Source organism: Rhodococcus sp. D-46, assembly GCF_011290655.1.
GTDB lineage: Bacteria > Actinomycetota > Actinomycetes > Mycobacteriales > Mycobacteriaceae > Rhodococcus_F > Rhodococcus_F qingshengii.
Map to the genome: position 1 here is coordinate 22,275 of NZ_JAANTF010000002.1, position 17,866 is coordinate 40,140.

Consider the following 17,866-nt stretch of genomic DNA (forward strand, 5'->3'; position numbering starts at 1 on the left):
AAGCCATGAGAGCTGCGATGATCGACGCTCCCCGTTCCGTGTCGATCGTGACGATCGACCGTCCCAACTGCGGGCCTGACGATGTCGTCGTCAAGGTTGCCTATGTCGGTCTGTGCGGTACGGATCTGGAGTTGTTGCACGGCACGTCGTCATACCTCACTGATGGCCTTACGTCGTTTCCGCATCACTTCGGGCACGAATGGGTGGGCACCGTAGAGCAGACCGGCCCGAATATTCACGATCTGTCGGCGGGTGACGTAGTCACCGGGAGCACGATGATTTTCTGCCAGGCGTGTTCGGCCTGCGGGGCCGGACGACGCAACCAATGCTCCGATCTGCGTGAGGTCGGGCTATACGAACATCCTGGTGCCGCAGCCGAATTCCTCCGCATGCCGCGGCGCACGGTCGTTTCACTCGGTCGCGTCACAGTCGAACCGGAGCACGTTCTCATCGAGCCGCTCGTAACGGTGCTCGAGGCGCTCGACGCTGCTTCGGTGTCGCCGGGTGATCGGGTTCTCGTCGTCGGCGCGGGCACGATCGGCAGCTTGTCCATCGCCATGCTGAGTCGATACCCGATCACCGTCGACGTTCTCGAACCCCGGTCGATCGAACACCTCGACTCCGGCACCGTCACACACAGTTTCACCGATGCCACACACCTGACCGGGCAGTACGACGTGGTCGTGGAGGCGTCTGGCGGCGCCGGTGCGCTGGGTACCGCCGTAGGCGTTCTCCGTCCGGGAGGCAAGTGCATCCTCGTAGGCGTCGCGGCGCACACGGAATCGATCGATCCCGGAGCGGTTGCGCTGGCCGGCATTTCGATCATCGGAGTACGTCACGGGGTAGATCACTACCGCCGAGCCGCGGAACTGTTCCCGCTGATTCGCCCGGCATTGACCGCATTGATCGACAGTGTGGTTCCTCTGACCGAAGCACAGTCCGCGTTCGATCGCCTCGAAGGCCACAGGACACGGCCGAAGGTGGTGATCTCTGTTGAGTGAGCTCGAATACACAGTGATAACCGGAGCGAGTAGTGGTATCGGCCGGGCAATCGCGCTCGCGCTTGCGAAAGAGGGTCACAACCTCGTCCTCGGATACGGCAATGGTCTCGATCGCATCGCACGGTTGGTGAGCGAAATAAATGCGCAGTTCCGCATCGACGTCGTTCCCCTGCAACTGGACCTGCGCAATGCCGAATCGACAGTCGACGCCGTTCTGCGATGCACAGATGAACTGGGTGAGATCCACTGCCTGGTAAACAATGCCGGGATCAACGATCGATCACCCGCAGATGCACTCGCCATCGATCGAATGCGCGAGGTCATGGCCGTCAATTCGATCACCCCACTTGCGTTGGCCTCGTCGGTGGGGCGCCGGATGATCGCGCGAGGTATCGCAGGATCGATCGTCAACATCACATCGATCCATGACACGGTCCCCATCACCGGCGGTGCAATCTACTGCGCCAGCAAGGCCGCATTGGCGGCGTCGAGTCGTGTCCTCGCCCTCGAATTCGCGCCCCACGGAGTGCGCGTCAATTCCGTCGCACCGGGAGAAACCGCCACCGCGATGAACGGCATCGATGACGAATCCTCGTATGCGGACATCGATCGCCCCGCTATCCCGTTGGGGCGTCCGGCCGGTGTGCACGAGGTCGCAGCAGCCGCGGCGTTCCTCGCCGGGTCCGGTTCGAGCTATCTCACGGGGACCACCGTTACCGTCGACGGCGGACTGGTTCTGACTGCAGCCGAAGCGAATGCCCGCTACGCCGTCGATCATTCTCCAACGCAAGGTCTCATGAAAGGAATCGCATGAAAGCCATCGCAATCGAAGCCACCGGCGACCCAAGCGTTCTCACTCTCACCGAGGTTGACGAGCCGACATCCGGCCCCGGAGACGTCACTGTTTCCGTTGCAGCCGCTGCCGTCAACCCTGTCGATCTGAAGACCCGTTCGGGGTTCTTGCCCATCGAGTTGCACTTCCCAGCGGTATTGGGATGGGACGTCTCCGGAACTGTTATCGCAGTCGGATCCGCGGTAACACGCTTCACGCCAGGAGACCGCGTCATCGGAATGATCGCGCAACCGGCACACCGCTACGGAACCTATGCCGAACGCGTCACCGCCGACCAGTCCTTGTTCGCACCCGCTCCGTCGAACGTCACCCTCGAGCACGCTGCTGCGATCCCACTCGCGGCGCTCACCGCTGTGCAATGCCTCGAGAAACTCGACCTTGCATCAGAATCCACGGTGTTGGTGACCGGTGCTGCCGGCGCGGTGGGCCGAATAGCGTCGGCGCTGCTGATCTCGCGGGGACACCGCGTCGAAGCCCTCGCTCGCGAGAGCGACACTGACGAACTCTTGGCCCTCAGCCTCAGCCGGGTCATAGCGAGTCCCGTCGACCTGCCGCAGAAGGAGTACGACGCCATCGTCGACACGGCGGGTGTTGCCGAATCCGTCGACAGTGTGCGAGACGACGGCGCCTTCATCTCCATCGACGACAACGAGCAACCCGCACCGCAACGTGGAATCACACCGGCGAAAAGCTATGTCGACGAGGACGGCTCGGGCCTCGAATCATTCGCCGAACTGGTATCGACCGGTTCGGTCACCGTCCCTGTCGCCCGAACATTCCGGTTCGACGAAGCACCCCGAGCCCACGCTCTGCTGGCCGCGGGCGGAACCCGAGGAAAGGTACTGCTGATCCCATGACCGTGACCGCGAATGTCGAAAATGCCTTGTCCACAGTCGGTGTCACCGTTCCCGATGCGGACGCCGCCGCCAACTTCTTCGCTTCACTCCTGGGTGCGAACCGCGTCGTAAGATCCCCCGGACGTGCCTCCGTACCGATCGGATTGTCGGGGGTCGTGGATTTCGTATCAGCGGATTGGCCCCATCAACCCCCGCCGCGGTTGGTCGACATCGGCACCAACCATCTGTGCTTCACTGTCGGCGATATCGAACTCGCTGTGAGCTACCTTGATTCGCGAAGCGACGTGACAGTCCTCGGCGACGTGATCGAGGTACCCGAGGGTCCGATTGCGGGCAACAAGTGGGTGTACTTCCGGTCGCCGTGGGGCGATCTCTTCGAACTTCAGCAGTGGCCCGAGGAGCCGGGATACTTCCACGAGACCCAGGCCCGACTCCACCACAGACGAGAGGACATCGCGTCGGCCCTTCTCCCGACCTGCCGCGGTTTGGATCACACGGGCTACAGCGTCCCGGACCTCGACGCCGCGATAGCGCGTCTGGTGACCGCCCATTCGGGAACCGAGGTGCTCCGCACCGACATCGCAGCGGATCGCGGGTTCATGACGGCACAGTTCGATCTCGACGTCGAAGGAACGTCCCGGATGGCGATGGTATCCGTCGGCGACTTGAACATCGAGTTGTTCGAGCACCACATCGGCCGGCAGGAGGCCCCTCGCCCTTTGACCGCCAACGGGGGAAACTTCCTGACGTTCCGCTACGGGGGCGCCGCACGACTGATTCCGAGTTCGCTGTGAAGTACGGAATCAATCTCCCCAACTTCGGGCCGCAGATCGACCCCGAGGGGATTCTCGCGTGGGCCCGGACAGCGGAAGCTGCCGGATTCGACAATGTCCTGCTCTCGGATCACGTGGTGTTGACCGACGACGCGAATCGCCGCTCTCCCGCTCCGTTTTACGAGTGCCTGGCCACGCTGTCCTGGCTCGCAGCGAGTACCGAGTCGATTCGCCTGGGCAGCGGCGTGCTGATCGGCAGTCACCGACACCCGGCCCACCTCGCCCACGCGACCGCGACGATTGATCGACTCAGCGGCGGACGGTTGATCGTGGGCATCGGGGTCGGCTGGACTGCACAGGCTTTCGACGTCCTCGGCGTTCCGTTCACACGTCGAGGCCGACTGACGGATACCACTCTCGAAACCCTGATCGCAGCGTGGACGTCGGAGACATACGACGCACCGGGCTCGGCCGGAACACATCGCGTGCACAACGGACCTCTACCGCTGCAGCAACCACACCCTCCGTTGTGGATCGGCGGCAACGGACCCGCTGCGATCGACCGAACCAACAGATTAGGCACTGCATGGCACCCATTGCACCCTACCCGGGGCCTATGCATCGCTGGAGTCGCTTCACTCGCCCCCGGGCGTGAGTTCGTCCCCCGCATCTACTTTCTCCCCACCGAAAAATCTGTCGAATCACCAGACCGTCCACTCGGGTACGGAACCATCAACCAGATACGTGCCGACATCGATTTTCTGTCTGAGATCGGTGCACAGACGATTGTGCTCGATACCGATCCTGGCGACCAGCGACTGCGCCGCTCAACCGACCACGATCTCGATCTGATTCGCATTGCCGGCGAAAGTTTGGGAATGAGTCGGGTGGCCGTCTTATGACTCTGCGGCCCAGCTCGATTCGACAATCCATTTCGACCTCGGCGCTGCTGTTCGACATGGACGGAACCCTCGTCGATTCGCAGGCGTCGATCGAGGCCGTCTGGTTCGAATTCGCGGACCGGCACGGCGTTGATCGGGCGGTGGTAGCGCAGGCACTTCCAGGCCGCATCGCTTCCGACATCATCGTTCGGGTTCTCGGTAATCGAGCAAACGTCGAATCCGAACTGAACTGGATCAGGCAAAGCGAAGAGCAGAACTCGCATCCAGTTCGCGCCATCGCCGGCGCCAAGGACTTTCTGGCGTCTGTGCCCCCGGAGCGGTGGGCGATTGTCACGTCGGCCCCTCGATCGATGATGGTGCGAAGGCTCACTGAAGCCGGCCTCCCGCTTCCACACGCGTCGGTATGCGCTGAGGACGTGCGCGTCGGCAAGCCAGATCCCGAGGGCTTTCTTGCAGCGGCGGCGCGCTTGAAGGTTCCCGCCGCCTCCTCCACCGTATTCGAAGACTCCTCGGCCGGCATGGCTGCTGCGGCCGATTCCGGCGCATCATGCGTTGCAATCGGAGCCGAGCCCGGACGAAACCTTTTGAGAGTGAATAACTTTACTTCACTACGACTCTCCCGAGAGAGATCGGAGCTCGTAATCGACGTGGTACCGGAAATATGACGGATACCGTATCGGTCGATCTGGGAGGTACGTGGCTACGCATCCGCAGCGGTGAGCGAACCGAACGGCTGCCATCGCCCAGCGTGCTCCGACAACCGTCTGCCACTCCCGATCAACTCCTGCGCGAGCTGATCGAGACACTGGATCGATATCTACCGCCGGGTGCCGCAGTGAACATGGCGTGCGGGGCCGCGCTCGACGAACAGAAGGGCGTCGCCTATGGATCCGGCCCATTGTGGGGCGGCGCTCCTGCCGGTGAGATTCCGTTGCTGCGTCTCCTCGAATCCCACCGCCCGGACGTTCGATGGACACTCGTGAACGACGTGACGGCAGGGTTGGCGTCGTTCGCTCGTGGATTTACACGTCCCACCGATAGGCGCATCGCCTACCTCACCATCAGCAGCGGGATCGCACTGCGGATAGCTGATGCAAAAGAGGGAGTGATTCCCGTGGACGCATTGGGGTTGCAAGGGGAGGTCGGCCACCTTCGTGCAGTGACGTCGGGGCCGGATACGGTGCGACAGTTACCCTGCGCATGTGGAGGCGTCGGACATGTCGCGGCGATCTCGTCCGGCTCGGCGTTGACTGCTGTCGCCTCGGCTCTCGAATTGCCCTATGACAGAGATTCGTTCGGTCCAGCACTCGAGTCAGGCGCCCCTGGTGCATCACTTCTGTTGCGCGTGGTCGTCGAGCCGATCGCCGAGCTGGTCAGAACGATGATCGCCCTCGATCCACGACTGGATCGCATCGGGATCGGTGGCGGGCTCGCCGAAGGTCTGTCCGAGATGTACGAGAGGGAACTGTGTTCCCAACTCGCCTCGGTGCGATCGTACGCGGACACGTCACTGACTCCCGAGAGAATCCGTAAGACGATATACCTGTGCCGTCCTCACGATATCGACACCCTGTCCGGTGCCGACGATATTGCCGCCGGTCGCCTCCGCGTAAGCAAGCTGTGAAAGAGGATTCATGACAACGCAACTCACCCATCGCGCAATCGTGAGAAGGGGCAGTCGGTCGAGCGTCGAAAAGCGGCCGACTCCAACTCCCGGGCCCGGCGAACTTCTCGTCGCCCCCGAGAAAGTCAGCCTGTGCGGGACTGACATTCAGATTGTGCGCGGAGACAGGGACGACCCCTCGCCCATTGTCGGCCACGAAGGCGCTACCCGCGTCGTCGAAGTGGGCGACGGCGTCACCGACTTCGAGGTAGGTGATCGAGTCGTGGTCAACCCGACGCATCCGCATGATTCATCGTTTCTTCTCGGCCACAACGTCGAGGGGTTGTTTCAACAACGCGTCATCATCGGCGTGCCCGCGGTCAGTGGAGGGTTGGTCACGCCGTTGCCACTGAAACTTTCCAGCGCACGCGCTACTCTCGTCGAACCGTACGCCGTCGTCAGGTATGCGCTCTCCTGCCTCTCACGCGAGTCACCGGAGACGCTGCTCATTTTCGGCGACGGTCTCATCGGAAATCTGGCTGCGGCCCTCGCACCCTCCGTTCTCTTCCCAACCGTCCGAGTAGTAATGGTCCACCGCACCGAACTCGGCATGGAGTGGACGACGAATCACTTTCCATCCGTGGTCAACTCGCTCGCTACCGAGAACTGGGTACGCAAAACCACAGGCTCGGTCGCTGTGCTGGTCGCGACTCACCGCGCCGGCACAGTAACGTCGATCGACACCGCTCTGGAACGCCTCGGCGATCGAGTTGTCGCCATGCATCCGATTGGTGGAGTGCCGGCCAAGGCCACGTCCGATTTGTTACCCGGGGTGGACATCGCCGGGGTGCGACAAGCCAACACGGGCGGACCGACACCACCCGCGATCACCACGTTCACCAGGGGCGCTCTGCGCGTTGCCTTGACTGGCAACAGAGGAGTCACGAACGACCAACTCGCCTCCGCTGCAGCTGCATTGACGAGCGTCGACGACACGATCGACACGCTACTCACACACCAACTCGGCATCGATGAGGGCACCGCATTGATGAACGTGATCTGCGAGAAACGGACCCGAGAGGTGGACGGCGAGTTGGTGATTCGATTGGTGGTGAATCTTGCGGGCCATTGAAGGTATTTGATCCGACGAACTCGGGGAACAACCAGCCAAGACCTCCCGCCCGAGATCCTTCACGAACTCGCATTGCTAGTGTTGAGGACGTGTTTGCACAGGGACCCAACGCGCTGACGGTAGAAGGCCAGTCGACGCTTCAACACATAGATTTCACTGTTTTGGATTCTTTTCGATTTCCCGACCGGCAGGGCTTCCCCGATTCATATCGCGCATTCATCAGGCACGCAGGTTGGGCGCGGACCTTCGGACTCTGGCTCATCTATCCGCCCGTCCTTCCCGGATTTGCGGACGGCTGGCAAGGGCGCGCCCGCAACCTCACCGCCCATCTTCATTCGGTCTACAGAGAAGGACAGGATGACGAGTTCGATTGGATGATCGAACCCGACGGCGATTGGTCACTCCCCGACTCGCTGCAGGTTTTCGGATGGAGCGAAAACGGTGACGCCCTCCTGTGGGACACAGCATCACGCGACACCGACGGAGAGTTTCCGGTTTGGGAATCACGCTCGTTCAACTCTCTCCACCGCCTCGGCGGGAGCATCCACGAAGCACTACCGTCCATTCGCACCCGGGCTATGGGCCTGTTCGGACCTCGCACCTCCGACATCGAGCCACTCCAGCCCACCCAACTCTGACGCGCGACCCAAATTATCGATAGGCCGCGGACACAGCCACGAATACGACACCTACGACGACGACCAGGGACAGATAGCCGAGAACGAGTCCGGCCACTGCCAATCCGCGCCCACTTTCGCCGGAACGGCGAATCTGGTTCAACGACACATGCCCCACTGGAATAGCAAGAACTCCACCGAAGATTCCAAGTACAAGTGCGACGATGGCCAAGGCATTCGTGCCGCCGACCACCCCAGGGAGCGGCGCCGCCACCTGCCTGACAGGCCCGAACGTCGAACGAAGGCTCCTCCCTAACAGCAGCGCCGCGGCCATATACAGCAACAGCCCCGCCACAGATCCGGCTATCCAGGCTCCACGAAACGCCGGCCCGTCGACGTCGAGGATCCTCCCCGCCGCCCTCACACCGGATCCTGCTGCACCGACCGCGATACTCAAATTCACTGCGCCAGGAATAACGGCAAGCATGGCAATGGCACCGACACCAAGCGACAATGCCGGGCCACCTCGGCGCCGCCACGCCAACGAACTCATCAGCGCTGCAAACAAAGTCACAGCGGTGCCCAGAAGCCCAGTCACAAATCCGACAACGACTCCCGTCTCGAAGTCCCCACCTAGATGACGAGCAACCCACTGTGCCCAGGCCCGCGCGAATGGCGGCCCGAGCGTCAGCGAGACAACGACCGTTGCAACCGCAGCGCACGCCACGACACTGATGACCCGCAGAATCCACCCCAGATAACCGGAATGCGAATTATTTTGCGCAACAGTAGTTTCCGAGTCGATCACCAGGATTCCTTCGTTCAGAGTGTGAGAACAGGTTGGCTCTAGCTGTCACTCCACACAGAACCGTGGCCGGACCGGCTCACTCATCTGATCAAGTTCTGGCGCCTGTGTCTGTAGTTCGTTCGCACGACCAAACCGGCGATAGCAACGATTACATATTTGTGTTAGCGTTGTTTCCATGGGTTCGAGAGCAAAGATTCTGGCCGCGGCAACCGAGCTGCTCAACACCTCCCCCAACGGCGACATATCCACCCGCGCCGTGTGCGAGATGGCCGGCGTCGGCGCCCCCGCGCTCTACCGTCAGTTCGGCGACAAGGACGGACTGCTCGCAGCCGTCGTCGAGGCGGGCTTCTTCGAATACCTCGAAGGCAAACGGGCTGCGACACCTTCCGATGACCCCGTTGCCGATCTACGGGCCGGCTGGGATGCGCACACCGCCTTCGCGCTCGCGCATCCCGCTCACTACCGCTTGATGCACTCACCTTCCGCCCAGAGCGCCGACACCGCTCTGCAGGCCCAGGCGCTACTTCGATCCGTTCTCGAACGATGCGCTGCGGCAGGTGTTCTGACCGTATCGGTCGACGTGGCTACGCAGATGGTGATGTCCGCCAATGCGGGCGTCGCTCTGATGCTCGTCGTCAGGCCGGAACAGTACCCCGATCCGACGCTGTCACAGCGAGTTCGCGACGGAATCTTCGCGTCCATCATCGACGAATCCGACGCCCACCCGGAAACCTCACTCAACAGAGTTGCATCTACTCTCGACGCCCAACTGGCCGCCGCAGATTCAACTTCTCTCTCCGCCAACGAAGTCGGCCTACTACGAGAGTGGCTTCGCAAGCTGTCCGATGCAACTGAAACCAGTTCAGGAGTTACATCATGACTGACACCACCACCCGCGTCGCCATCGTCACCGGAGCTTCCGGCGGCATCGGGCGAGCGACTGCAGAGAAGCTCGCCGCCGACGGAATGGCTGTCGCCGTGCACTATTCAGGAAACATTCAACGCGCCCAGGAAACAGCTGACGCCATCGTCGCTGCGGGCGGTCGCGCCATAGCGGTGCATGCGGACGTCGCCGACGAAGGTGAAGTCGCCACACTGTTCGATACGGTCGAGGAGGAGTTCGGGGGCATCGACGTCGTCGTCCATGCAGCCGGAATCATGATTCTCTCCACCGTCGCAGAACTGAACTTCGACGATTTCGATCGGATGCATCGGACCAACGTCCGAGGGACCTTCGTGGTCGACCAGCAGGCAGCCAGACGTGTCCGGCGCGGTGGTGCGATCATCAATTTCTCCACCTCCGTGAAGAAGCTGGCTTTTCCGACTTATGCCGCGTACGCCGCCACCAAAGGTGCTGTCGACGCGATCACTCTGGTTCTCGCGAAAGAGCTACGGGGACGCGATATCACGGTCAACGCCGTAGCCCCAGGCCCCACGGCCACCGATCTGTTCCTTGACGGGAAAGACGAAGCTACAGTGGAGAACCTGTCCAAGCTGGCTCCCCTGGAACGCCTCGGCACACCGATGGACATCGCGGAGGCTGTCGCATTTCTCGCCGGCCCAGCTCGTTGGGTCAATGGCCAGGTCATCTACGTCAACGGCGGCGTGATCTAGCGAAACCATCGCCTAAGGACCACACCTTGGCAATTCCGACAAAACAGTCAAACCAGTCGACTTTGGTTGTAATGTGCAAACAATGGATAACCAGGATCGAGGGTCCGCCCGGACGTCACGACGACAGTTCATCAGCGTTGCAGGGCTGGCGGCAACCGCGGTCATAACCCTCGCGACCTCCTCGACCGCCGGCGCCGCCGGCCCCACGGCACCCAATCCAGGTTCGCGGGTCGGCGATCCTGCTGAAGCCCAAGCGGTACAGCGCGTCGCAGAGACACTGCTGAACAGCGGAGTCCCCGGCCTTGCCTTCGCCATCGTCAAACCGGATGAGAAGAACCGCAAGGCGAGTGTCACCACTACGTACCACTACGGCCAGGCCGACGTCGAAAACGGCGTGAGAGTCACTCCACGAACGCAATTCGAGATCGCCTCGGAGACCAAGACCTTCACCGCTGCACTACTGGCGAAACTGATCTCTCGGGGAGAAGTCGGATTGGACGACCTGGCGAGCAAGTATTCGGATGGCAACCCGCTGCCGAAAGGCATCGGCGGCGAGGAGATCACGCTTCGCCAACTGGTCACCCACCGTTCCGGCCTGAGCGACGACCCGCCCAATCTTTCGGCGGGGTGTGCCGATCCCACACGATCGTGCACGGACGAGAAGGCGAAGTACACCAGAAATATGCTCTGGAAAGGACTCCAAGACGCCGGCGCCTTGGAGTTCGCCCCCGGTAGCCACTGACTGTACTCGGACTTCGGGTTCGGACTGCTCGGCACACTCATGGCCGACAAAATCATTCCGGGACAAGAGAAGCCACCATTCGCGGCGGCAGTCGCCCGCGAAATCACCGACCCGCTCGGGATGATGGGTACCGTGATCGAGACCAAAGCAACCGACCTTGCCGTTCCGTACCACCTCGACGGCACACGAGCGCCTCTGTGGAACAACACGGGTGCGATCGCAGGCGGGGGTGGGCTGGTCAGCACCGCCGAGGACATGTCGATCTGGGCTGCAACAACTCTCGGCTACGGAAACAACCCGCTCAAACCAGTCCTGACCTCGATGCTCGAGCAGATCGACACGCAAGCTCCGGAGAATCCTGCATTCGGAATGGGAATGGCGTGGCAGCTCCAACCCCCGACGCCGAACTTCCCACAACGGTTCGCCAAGAAAAACGGAGACAGCTCGGGATCCAACTGCATCACCCTGCTGGTTCCCGACAGCGGCTGGTCGATCACGATTCTGGCGAACGGTGGAAATGCGGCGATGATCGACCCTGCAGCCGTGAACCTGATGCATGATCTGGTTCCGAGACGACCCATATTCGGTAGCTCGACGGGAAGTTCGTCGGGCAGCGACGTCGGCTTCCAGACCGGGTCATTCGGATAGGCCCACTTGCCTACAGGCGCTACATCTTCGTCGAGCGCGCCATCACGAAGCAGTAGAGCCCGTAGGTGATGATGCCCAATCCGGCAAGGATCAGCAGCGCCACTCCGTACGGCTGCGCGCCCAGCGTCTTGAACGCTCCGTCGAGTCCGGAGGACTTGCCGGGTTCGGAACTGTTGACCGCAAGAAGAACCAGAATGCCGACTGCAGCGATGGCCAAGCCCTTGGCGACGTACCCGACGGTTCCGAGTCGGCGCACGAAGTTGCTGGGTGTGCCTTTCAGATCATCGAGGAAGTTCTGGCTCGCGCCCTTGTACACGTGGTACACACCAACGGCGATGATCGCGATCCCGCCGATCACCAATGCGATAGTTCCAAGCGCGTTCTCCATCAAACGCGCCGTGATCCCCGCACTCTGACCGCTGCTGGACTTCCCGCTACCGCGGGCGAATCCGAATGCAGTGAAAGCAAAACCGAAATAGACGAGCGAAATGCCCAGAGCCTTTGCGCGGTTGAAGAACTCTTTCTTCTTGTCGTCAGAGGACGGCGACGACGAGCTTCCCAACGCAGCTTCGGCCAATCTCCACAACGCCATGGCAAGGAAGGCCACGACGCCGACCCACAGAGCGAAGACACCCCCTGGCTTTCCTGCCAACTCGGCCATCGCACCCGATTGGTCCGCAGACCCGGATCCACCGAGAGCAAGGCGGATCGCGATATATCCGATCAGCAGATGAACCACACCGCTGACGACGAATCCGGCACGGGCAAAGCGCTCGAAGACATTGTTCTGTGCGACGTCAGCCGCCGTGGACGCGACGCTCTTCTGGTCGTGCGGTGACGATTCTTTATTCATCATGATCGTCGAACCATATACGGGCAGACGCTTCCCTCGAACGCCTGCATCAAGTGTTTCGAGATCAAGGGTTTCGAGGGTTCTGATCCGGCGTCGACCGCGGTTCTTCGGGGTTGGGAACCTTGGGGTCGATCGTGTCTGCATGATCTCGTTGCTGGTTCAGTTCCTCGCGAGAACTCGTCGCCTCTTTCCGATGCTGCGCTGCATGATGTTGCAGCGCAGACGCTTCCGCCGCTTTGGCGTCGGCCTCTGCCTGCACCATGCGCGCTTTGGCTGCTGTCTCTTCTGCCCGCGCCTCGCGCTCGCCTACTTGCAGTGACTTGTCTGCGACGTCTTCGCGGATCTGTTCTGCCTCGATGTGACGACGCTCGTCACGCCTGTTTCGCGCCACCCACAGGAGTGCGGCCACGATCGCTATCACCACGACCACGGCAACAATTATCCAGATAATGCTGCTGGTACTCATACTGCGAGAGGTACCCACCTGCGACTTTCTCACACGCAGGCAAACAAATACGCTGAAATTACAGGTCGGTCGGATGTGTGTTGGCTCCGCATAAAACCACGCACAGTTCACCGTCGGACGGCGGCGACACCGTTCCGTTCAGAACCGGAGCCAATGCTGCTGCGGTTCCCAACTCCACCAGAATCCGGAACTCCCGCCACATGAATGCCCGCGCCTGTCGGATCGAATCATCTTCGACCACAACACTGTCTACCGAACTCTCATGCAGTGTCTCCCAGGCGATGGCACCAATTCGTGTAGCCCCCAACGAGTCTCCGGCGATACTGTTTACTTCGATATCCACCGGACGCCCCGCATCGAGCGAGGTGCGCAAGGTGGCAGCCCCGGTCGGCTCGACGGCTACCACGTGATCTTCGGGACGAGCCGCCGCGACGATTCCAGAGACCAATCCGCCGCCGCCGACTGCAACGCAATACGTGATCGGTCCGGATGCGTCGTCTTCGATCTCGAGAGCGATGGTGCCGGCCCCACTGACGATGTCGGGCAGGTCGTAGGCGTGCAGTTCGAGCGCACCGCTGGTGCGTGCGATGTCCGCCGCAGCGGCAGCAGCGAGTGCATACCGGTCGCCTACCTTGTGAACGGTTGCACCCAACTCTCCGAGAGCCTTCACCTTGGCATCAGGCGCTGTCTCCGGCACCACCACTGTGCAGGTGAGTCCTCGTCGCCGCGCTGCCCACGCGGCCCCGATTGCAGCGTTGCCGCCAGACGCGATCACCACGCCGGCATCGGGCATGGTGCCGTCGGCGACCGCTCGTTCCACTGCATTGAGACTGCCGCGCACTTTGAAGGAACCGCCGTGCTGGAGGTACTCGAGCTTGAACAGAACCGGTACCTCACCCTGTGGCGTCGGTAGCGCAGTGCGAAAGATCGGAGTACGCCGCGCCAGTCCTGCGATACGAGTCCGCGCAGCTTCGACGTCCGAGCGCTCGATTGCCACTGGACCTGCATTGTTGTCGGCGGTGAGAGTCATGTACCAACCCTACGGTTCGCAACTTCGACCCGAAGCAGTCGGCCCATCGTCATCATGATGTCTGTTTTTCACCAAGGAATGCCCGCATCTGACCGAGACAATGCACCTCGGGGTGAATAAATTTACTACTACAAGCACAACGACGACATCAAGGAAAGGCACACCCCATGTCGAAGATCGCAGTATTCGGTGGAAACGGTTTTGCAGGAAGCGCAATCGCGAAAGAAGCCGCTTCACGCGGCCACGAGGTAACCGTCGTCGCTCGCAGCGCGCAGTCCGGAACCGACACGAATGTCGTGCAGGGTTCTGTTCACGACAACACGATCGTGGAGCAGATCACGGCAGACAACGACGTCGTTGTCGTTGCCATCCCCGCTCGCGAGATCGACGGCAAGCGCCTGCTCGACGCCGTCACTCCCCTCGCAGATGCCGCCACACGCAACGGTGCTCGCATTGCCGTAGTCGGTGGCGCCGGCAGCCTGTTGGTCTCCGAGGGTGGGCCGCGCGTCGTCGACACCCCCGACTTCCCGGACGCATACAAGGGTGAGGCACTCGCTCACGCCGACGTCCCCGATGCGCTCCGCGCGACCGACAGCAATGTCGACTGGTTCTACGTGAGCCCAGCCGCAGCATTCGGCGCCCATGCCGGCGTCGCTCCGAAGGGATCCTTCCAGGTGGGTGGCGACATCCTTCTGACGGACACCGAGGGCAACTCCGCCATCGCGGGCGAAGACTACGCACACGCTTTTGTCGACGAGATCGAGACTCCGGCACACCGTCGCCAGCGTTTCACCGTCGCACACTGAATATGAGCAACCTTCGTAGGCGCGCAGCCTGGATGACTGTTCCCGCTGCCGCCGCACTCCTGCTCACTGCGTGCTCCAACGACGCGGAATCCGCAACGCCCAGCAGTTCTACGACGTCCACGAGCGTTGTTGCCGAACAGGGCGATCAACTCGAATCCAACAGGACCGTCGTCACGGACTTCTACGAACTGGCGTTCAACGGCCGTCAGGTACAGCAAGCCGCCGACCGGTACCTTGGCGACGTCTACATCCAGCACAACCCCACCGCCGCCGATGGGGCAGCCGGATTTGTCAGCGGCATAGGCGGTTACGTCGAGGCCACACCCGGATTGCATGCCGAGATCACTCGCGTTTTCGCCGAGGGCGATCTGGTTGCCCTCCAGTCCCACACCACGTCTGCACCCGGCGACCGCGGCCAGGCGGTATTCGACATCTTCCGCGTCGACAACGGCAAGATCGTCGAACACTGGGATGCCATTCAAGACGTGCCGGAAACGTCCGCGAATCCGAACACGATGTTCGACGGACCCACCTCGTCGCCGTCCAAGTCGTCAGAAGTCTTGGAGCGCAACACGGCCAACGCGTTGACGTTCCTGCAGCTCGCCTTCAACGAAGGCAAAGCCGCCGAGGCTGCCGACCAGCTAGTCGGTCCGACCTACACGCAGCACAACCCCTCGTTCGCTGACGGCAAGGACGCATTTGTCACCGCACTGGCCGGGATCGAACCCGTTACCGAAGACAAGGCCACCAAGTTTCCACGGACGGTAGCCGAGGGCGACTTCGTCTTTGTTCAGACCTTCGCTTCGTCCGGTGAGGGAACGGCCGGCAGCGGCTCGATGGACATCTTCCGATTCGACGAGAACGGCAAAATCGTCGAGCATTGGGACGCCGTCCAGGACTACCCGTCGACGACTGCAAGCGGCAACACCGTGTGGGACGACGGTCGCTGAGACCTCGCAACACAAGTCAATGGAGCATAGGCACGATGGCGGGAGCTGATTCCCGCCATCGTGCCGTCTGCGCAGCCACATTCGACGGTACCGTTCACCCATGCCCCTGCGACGTTCGATCGCAATCGCACTCCTGCTGTGCGTTTCCAGCGGATGCGCACATGCCCTCGAGCCTGCGATCGCACGACCCCATGCCGAAATAGGCGAATCCGCAGTCTGCAATCTCCCTGACGAAGGTCGGTTTCTGGGTATCGAACCGCCGCCTGAGATCGCACAAGCGCATTGGTTGCGCAGCGGAACGGTGCCACCGGATTTCGAGCCCGCGGCGGCAGTCACCTGCGACGAATCGTTCGGCCCCTCGATCACCGCGAATCTCACGACCAACTTCTACGAGCACCGGTGGGAGGGAGATTTCACCGCTGCCGTCGCAAAGCTCAATGCACCGTCAGAGGGTCGACGTCGGGACCAGGGCAGCTGCCCAGTTGCGAGCACGGTACCGCTCGAGGATTTGTGGTTGATCGACGCACGGGGACGTATCGTCCGCCCGTCGTATCCGGTCGACGAATGTGGCTTCCAACAGCTGGGAGGACTGGTCGAGATCGAGAAGCTCGACGAAGTCAGGCGGACCGAGCACATCGTTTCGCTTACCTCAGATGCAGTCCTCCAACGGATCGGGTGCGGCACGGTTCGGTTGACGCCCACGATCGGTGAAGAACATCTGGTCGCCGAGCCCTACTGGGTGAGCGACGGCATCTGTCGGTACACCGCGGCCGCAGGCGGCGAAGTCATCTTCGCGGGCGCGACACAACTGAGTGAGAGCTTCGGCGAATCGTTCGAGCACCTACGCCGGGCGGACGCATGCTCGGAAGTCGCTCGAACCACTGTCGGTACCACCCTGACGCGTGCAGCGCCGGGCTATACCGAACCGATTCCGGTACTCATCGAATTAGACGGTTGCCAACGAATCTTGATCGAGGGACACGTGCCATTGCAGGCGTCACCCGAGATCATTGCGCGCGTGGCCTAGCCGACTGCAATTGCGAATCAGCCGACGTTGATTCGTTCTGTGTCGCCGTCGTAGTAGTCCAACAATCTCTGATCCATCACCCGGCGCCACAGCGGTGGAATCCACGCGATCACGATCATCACTGCGTAGCCGGCCGGAAGTTGCGGCGCTTCGGCCGCGCTACGCAGACTTTGGTACCGCAGCTTCGGGTTGGCGTGGTGATCGCTGTGCCGCTGCAGTTGGTAGAGAAACAGATTGCTCACGACGTGATCGCTGTTCCAACTGTCAGCGGGGCTGCAGCGAACGTACGAGCCGTCGGCACGCTTGCCACGCAGCAGGCCGTAATGCTCGAGGTAGTTCGCGGCTTCGAGGAAGGTGAATCCGGCAACTGCCTGCAGCAGGAGCCAGGGCGCGACCTCCCAACCGAAGATACCGATCAGCGTCGCGAAGAGGACAACACTCATCGCCCAAGCGTTGAGAATATTGTTCTCGAAGCTCCAGGTTCGTTTGCCTTTCCTCTGGAGTCGAGCGCTCTCGATGCGCAATGCCGAACGCAGCCCGCCGAACACACTTCGCGGCAAGAACCTCCAGAAGCTCTCACCGAACCGTGAGCTGGCCGGGTCCTGCGGAGTAGCTACACGCACATGGTGGCCGAAATTGTGTTCCACGTAGAAGTGCCCGTAGAGAGATTGCGCAAGCGCCACTTTCGCGAGCCACTGTTCGATCTTCTCGCTCTTGTGGCCGAGCTCGTGGGCCGCGTTGATACCGACGCCGGCGACGACGCCCACCGTGAACGACATCGCGATCTTCTCCGCGATTCCCATCGGAGCGTTGATCCAGCACCAGCAGGCGAAGACCAGACCGGCGTATTGCAAGGGGAGGAACGCGTAAGTGCACCAGCGGTAGTAGCGGTCCTTCTGCAGTCGTGGGATCGCATCGTCCGGCGGACTTTCGCCGTCTTCACCGGCCAGCATGTCGATGATCGGGATGACGATGACCAGTAGCCACGCGCCGGTCGCCCAGAACAATCCGAGACGAAGGTTGTCGACGAGAATCCAGGAGAGGAACGGGCTGAGTGGAATCAGCAATCCGAGCGGCCACAGGTACCTCTTGCGGTCGCGCCAGCGCGGATTTTCGCCGGACGGCGAGTCGGTGTTCTGGACAGCGTTCGATTCGGTACGCCGTGCGTCGGAAGTCGCTGTCAT

Annotated in this window: 19 protein-coding genes and 1 pseudogene; 15 read left to right on the forward strand and 5 right to left on the reverse strand. The window is 61.7% G+C overall.

Translation table 11 applies throughout. The features are described from left to right. Positions 1 to 5: 5 nt before the first annotated feature. The 9 genes from G9U53_RS04750 (at position 6) to G9U53_RS04790 (ending at position 7,759) form a co-directional block, all read left to right on the forward strand. Positions 6 to 1,001: an alcohol dehydrogenase catalytic domain-containing protein gene (locus tag G9U53_RS04750; protein ID WP_020909399.1), complete on the forward strand. Its 996-nt coding sequence runs from the start codon at positions 6 to 8 to the stop codon at positions 999 to 1,001. After that, on the forward strand, positions 994 to 1,815 hold the full coding sequence (locus G9U53_RS04755) for an SDR family oxidoreductase (RefSeq protein WP_083056432.1): 822 nt from the start codon (positions 994 to 996) through the stop codon (positions 1,813 to 1,815). Before G9U53_RS04750 ends, G9U53_RS04755 begins: the two co-directional genes overlap by 8 nt. After that, complete coding sequence (locus G9U53_RS04760; protein ID WP_075834602.1) at positions 1,812 to 2,711, forward strand: NADP-dependent oxidoreductase; 900 nt, start codon at positions 1,812 to 1,814, stop codon at positions 2,709 to 2,711. Before G9U53_RS04755 ends, G9U53_RS04760 begins: the two co-directional genes overlap by 4 nt. Further along, entirely contained in the window at positions 2,708 to 3,505 is a 798-nt protein-coding gene (locus tag G9U53_RS04765) for a VOC family protein (RefSeq protein WP_075834604.1), read from the forward strand. Before G9U53_RS04760 ends, G9U53_RS04765 begins: the two co-directional genes overlap by 4 nt. Further along, positions 3,502 to 4,386, forward strand: coding sequence for a TIGR03619 family F420-dependent LLM class oxidoreductase (locus tag G9U53_RS04770; RefSeq protein WP_075834606.1), 885 nt, complete (start codon positions 3,502 to 3,504; stop codon positions 4,384 to 4,386). The genes G9U53_RS04765 and G9U53_RS04770 overlap by 4 nt, the downstream gene beginning before the upstream one ends. Further along, entirely contained in the window at positions 4,383 to 5,051 is a 669-nt protein-coding gene (locus tag G9U53_RS04775) for an HAD-IA family hydrolase (RefSeq protein WP_075834608.1), read from the forward strand. The genes G9U53_RS04770 and G9U53_RS04775 overlap by 4 nt, the downstream gene beginning before the upstream one ends. After that, the gene (locus G9U53_RS04780) at positions 5,048 to 6,010 is read left to right on the forward strand and encodes an ROK family protein (RefSeq protein WP_083056426.1); all 963 of its coding nucleotides are present in this window, start codon (positions 5,048 to 5,050) and stop codon (positions 6,008 to 6,010) included. The genes G9U53_RS04775 and G9U53_RS04780 overlap by 4 nt, the downstream gene beginning before the upstream one ends. Before the next feature lie 10 nt (positions 6,011 to 6,020). Beyond that, a complete protein-coding gene (locus G9U53_RS04785) occupies positions 6,021 to 7,121 on the forward strand; it encodes an alcohol dehydrogenase catalytic domain-containing protein (protein ID WP_083056424.1) in 1,101 nt (366 codons plus the stop codon). A gap of 89 nt (positions 7,122 to 7,210) precedes the next feature. Beyond that, positions 7,211 to 7,759: an SMI1/KNR4 family protein gene (locus G9U53_RS04790; RefSeq protein WP_223304592.1), complete on the forward strand. Its 549-nt coding sequence runs from the start codon at positions 7,211 to 7,213 to the stop codon at positions 7,757 to 7,759. Between the two features lie 13 nt (positions 7,760 to 7,772). On the opposite strand, the gene G9U53_RS33270 is transcribed toward G9U53_RS04790, so the two are convergent. Next, positions 7,773 to 8,546, reverse strand: a complete 774-nt coding sequence (locus G9U53_RS33270) for a DUF4190 domain-containing protein (protein ID WP_083056420.1) — start codon at positions 8,544 to 8,546, stop codon at positions 7,773 to 7,775. Positions 8,547 to 8,721: 175 nt separating this feature from the next. Between G9U53_RS33270 and G9U53_RS04800 the strand changes: the two genes are divergently transcribed. From G9U53_RS04800 to G9U53_RS04810, 3 genes and pseudogenes are all read left to right on the forward strand, one after another. Beyond that, complete coding sequence (locus tag G9U53_RS04800) at positions 8,722 to 9,426, forward strand: TetR/AcrR family transcriptional regulator (protein WP_064074976.1); 705 nt, start codon at positions 8,722 to 8,724, stop codon at positions 9,424 to 9,426. Further along, a complete protein-coding gene (locus G9U53_RS04805; protein ID WP_050655985.1) occupies positions 9,423 to 10,160 on the forward strand; it encodes an SDR family oxidoreductase in 738 nt (245 codons plus the stop codon). Before G9U53_RS04800 ends, G9U53_RS04805 begins: the two co-directional genes overlap by 4 nt. Before the next feature lie 82 nt (positions 10,161 to 10,242). Further along, a pseudogene (locus tag G9U53_RS04810) lies at positions 10,243 to 11,550 on the forward strand (serine hydrolase domain-containing protein). A 19-nt stretch (positions 11,551 to 11,569) separates the two neighbouring features. On the opposite strand, the gene G9U53_RS04815 reads toward G9U53_RS04810, so the two are convergent. The 3 genes from G9U53_RS04815 to G9U53_RS04825 form a co-directional block, all read right to left on the reverse strand. Next, on the reverse strand, positions 11,570 to 12,406 hold the full coding sequence (locus tag G9U53_RS04815; RefSeq protein WP_165638385.1) for a DUF1206 domain-containing protein: 837 nt from the start codon (positions 12,404 to 12,406) through the stop codon (positions 11,570 to 11,572). A gap of 61 nt (positions 12,407 to 12,467) precedes the next feature. Beyond that, on the reverse strand, positions 12,468 to 12,869 hold the full coding sequence (locus tag G9U53_RS04820) for a hypothetical protein (RefSeq protein ID WP_020971062.1): 402 nt from the start codon (positions 12,867 to 12,869) through the stop codon (positions 12,468 to 12,470). A 58-nt stretch (positions 12,870 to 12,927) separates the two neighbouring features. Next, entirely contained in the window at positions 12,928 to 13,899 is a 972-nt protein-coding gene (locus G9U53_RS04825; RefSeq protein WP_007730885.1) for a serine/threonine dehydratase, read from the reverse strand. A 167-nt stretch (positions 13,900 to 14,066) separates the two neighbouring features. Here G9U53_RS04825 and G9U53_RS04830 point away from each other — a divergent pair, with 167 nt between their 5' ends. The 3 genes from G9U53_RS04830 to G9U53_RS04840 all read left to right on the forward strand — a co-directional run bounded on the left by G9U53_RS04830 (position 14,067) and on the right by G9U53_RS04840 (position 16,682). Further along, on the forward strand, positions 14,067 to 14,705 hold the full coding sequence (locus G9U53_RS04830) for an NAD(P)H-binding protein (RefSeq protein ID WP_165638386.1): 639 nt from the start codon (positions 14,067 to 14,069) through the stop codon (positions 14,703 to 14,705). A gap of 32 nt (positions 14,706 to 14,737) precedes the next feature. Next, the gene (locus G9U53_RS04835) at positions 14,738 to 15,655 is read left to right on the forward strand and encodes a nuclear transport factor 2 family protein (protein WP_242692427.1); all 918 of its coding nucleotides are present in this window, start codon (positions 14,738 to 14,740) and stop codon (positions 15,653 to 15,655) included. Between the two features lie 100 nt (positions 15,656 to 15,755). Then, a complete protein-coding gene (locus G9U53_RS04840; RefSeq protein WP_165638388.1) occupies positions 15,756 to 16,682 on the forward strand; it encodes a hypothetical protein in 927 nt (308 codons plus the stop codon). Between the two features lie 17 nt (positions 16,683 to 16,699). Here the strand turns inward: G9U53_RS04840 and G9U53_RS04845 are convergent, their stop codons facing one another. Beyond that, a complete protein-coding gene (locus G9U53_RS04845; RefSeq protein ID WP_165638389.1) occupies positions 16,700 to 17,866 on the reverse strand; it encodes an alkane 1-monooxygenase in 1,167 nt (388 codons plus the stop codon).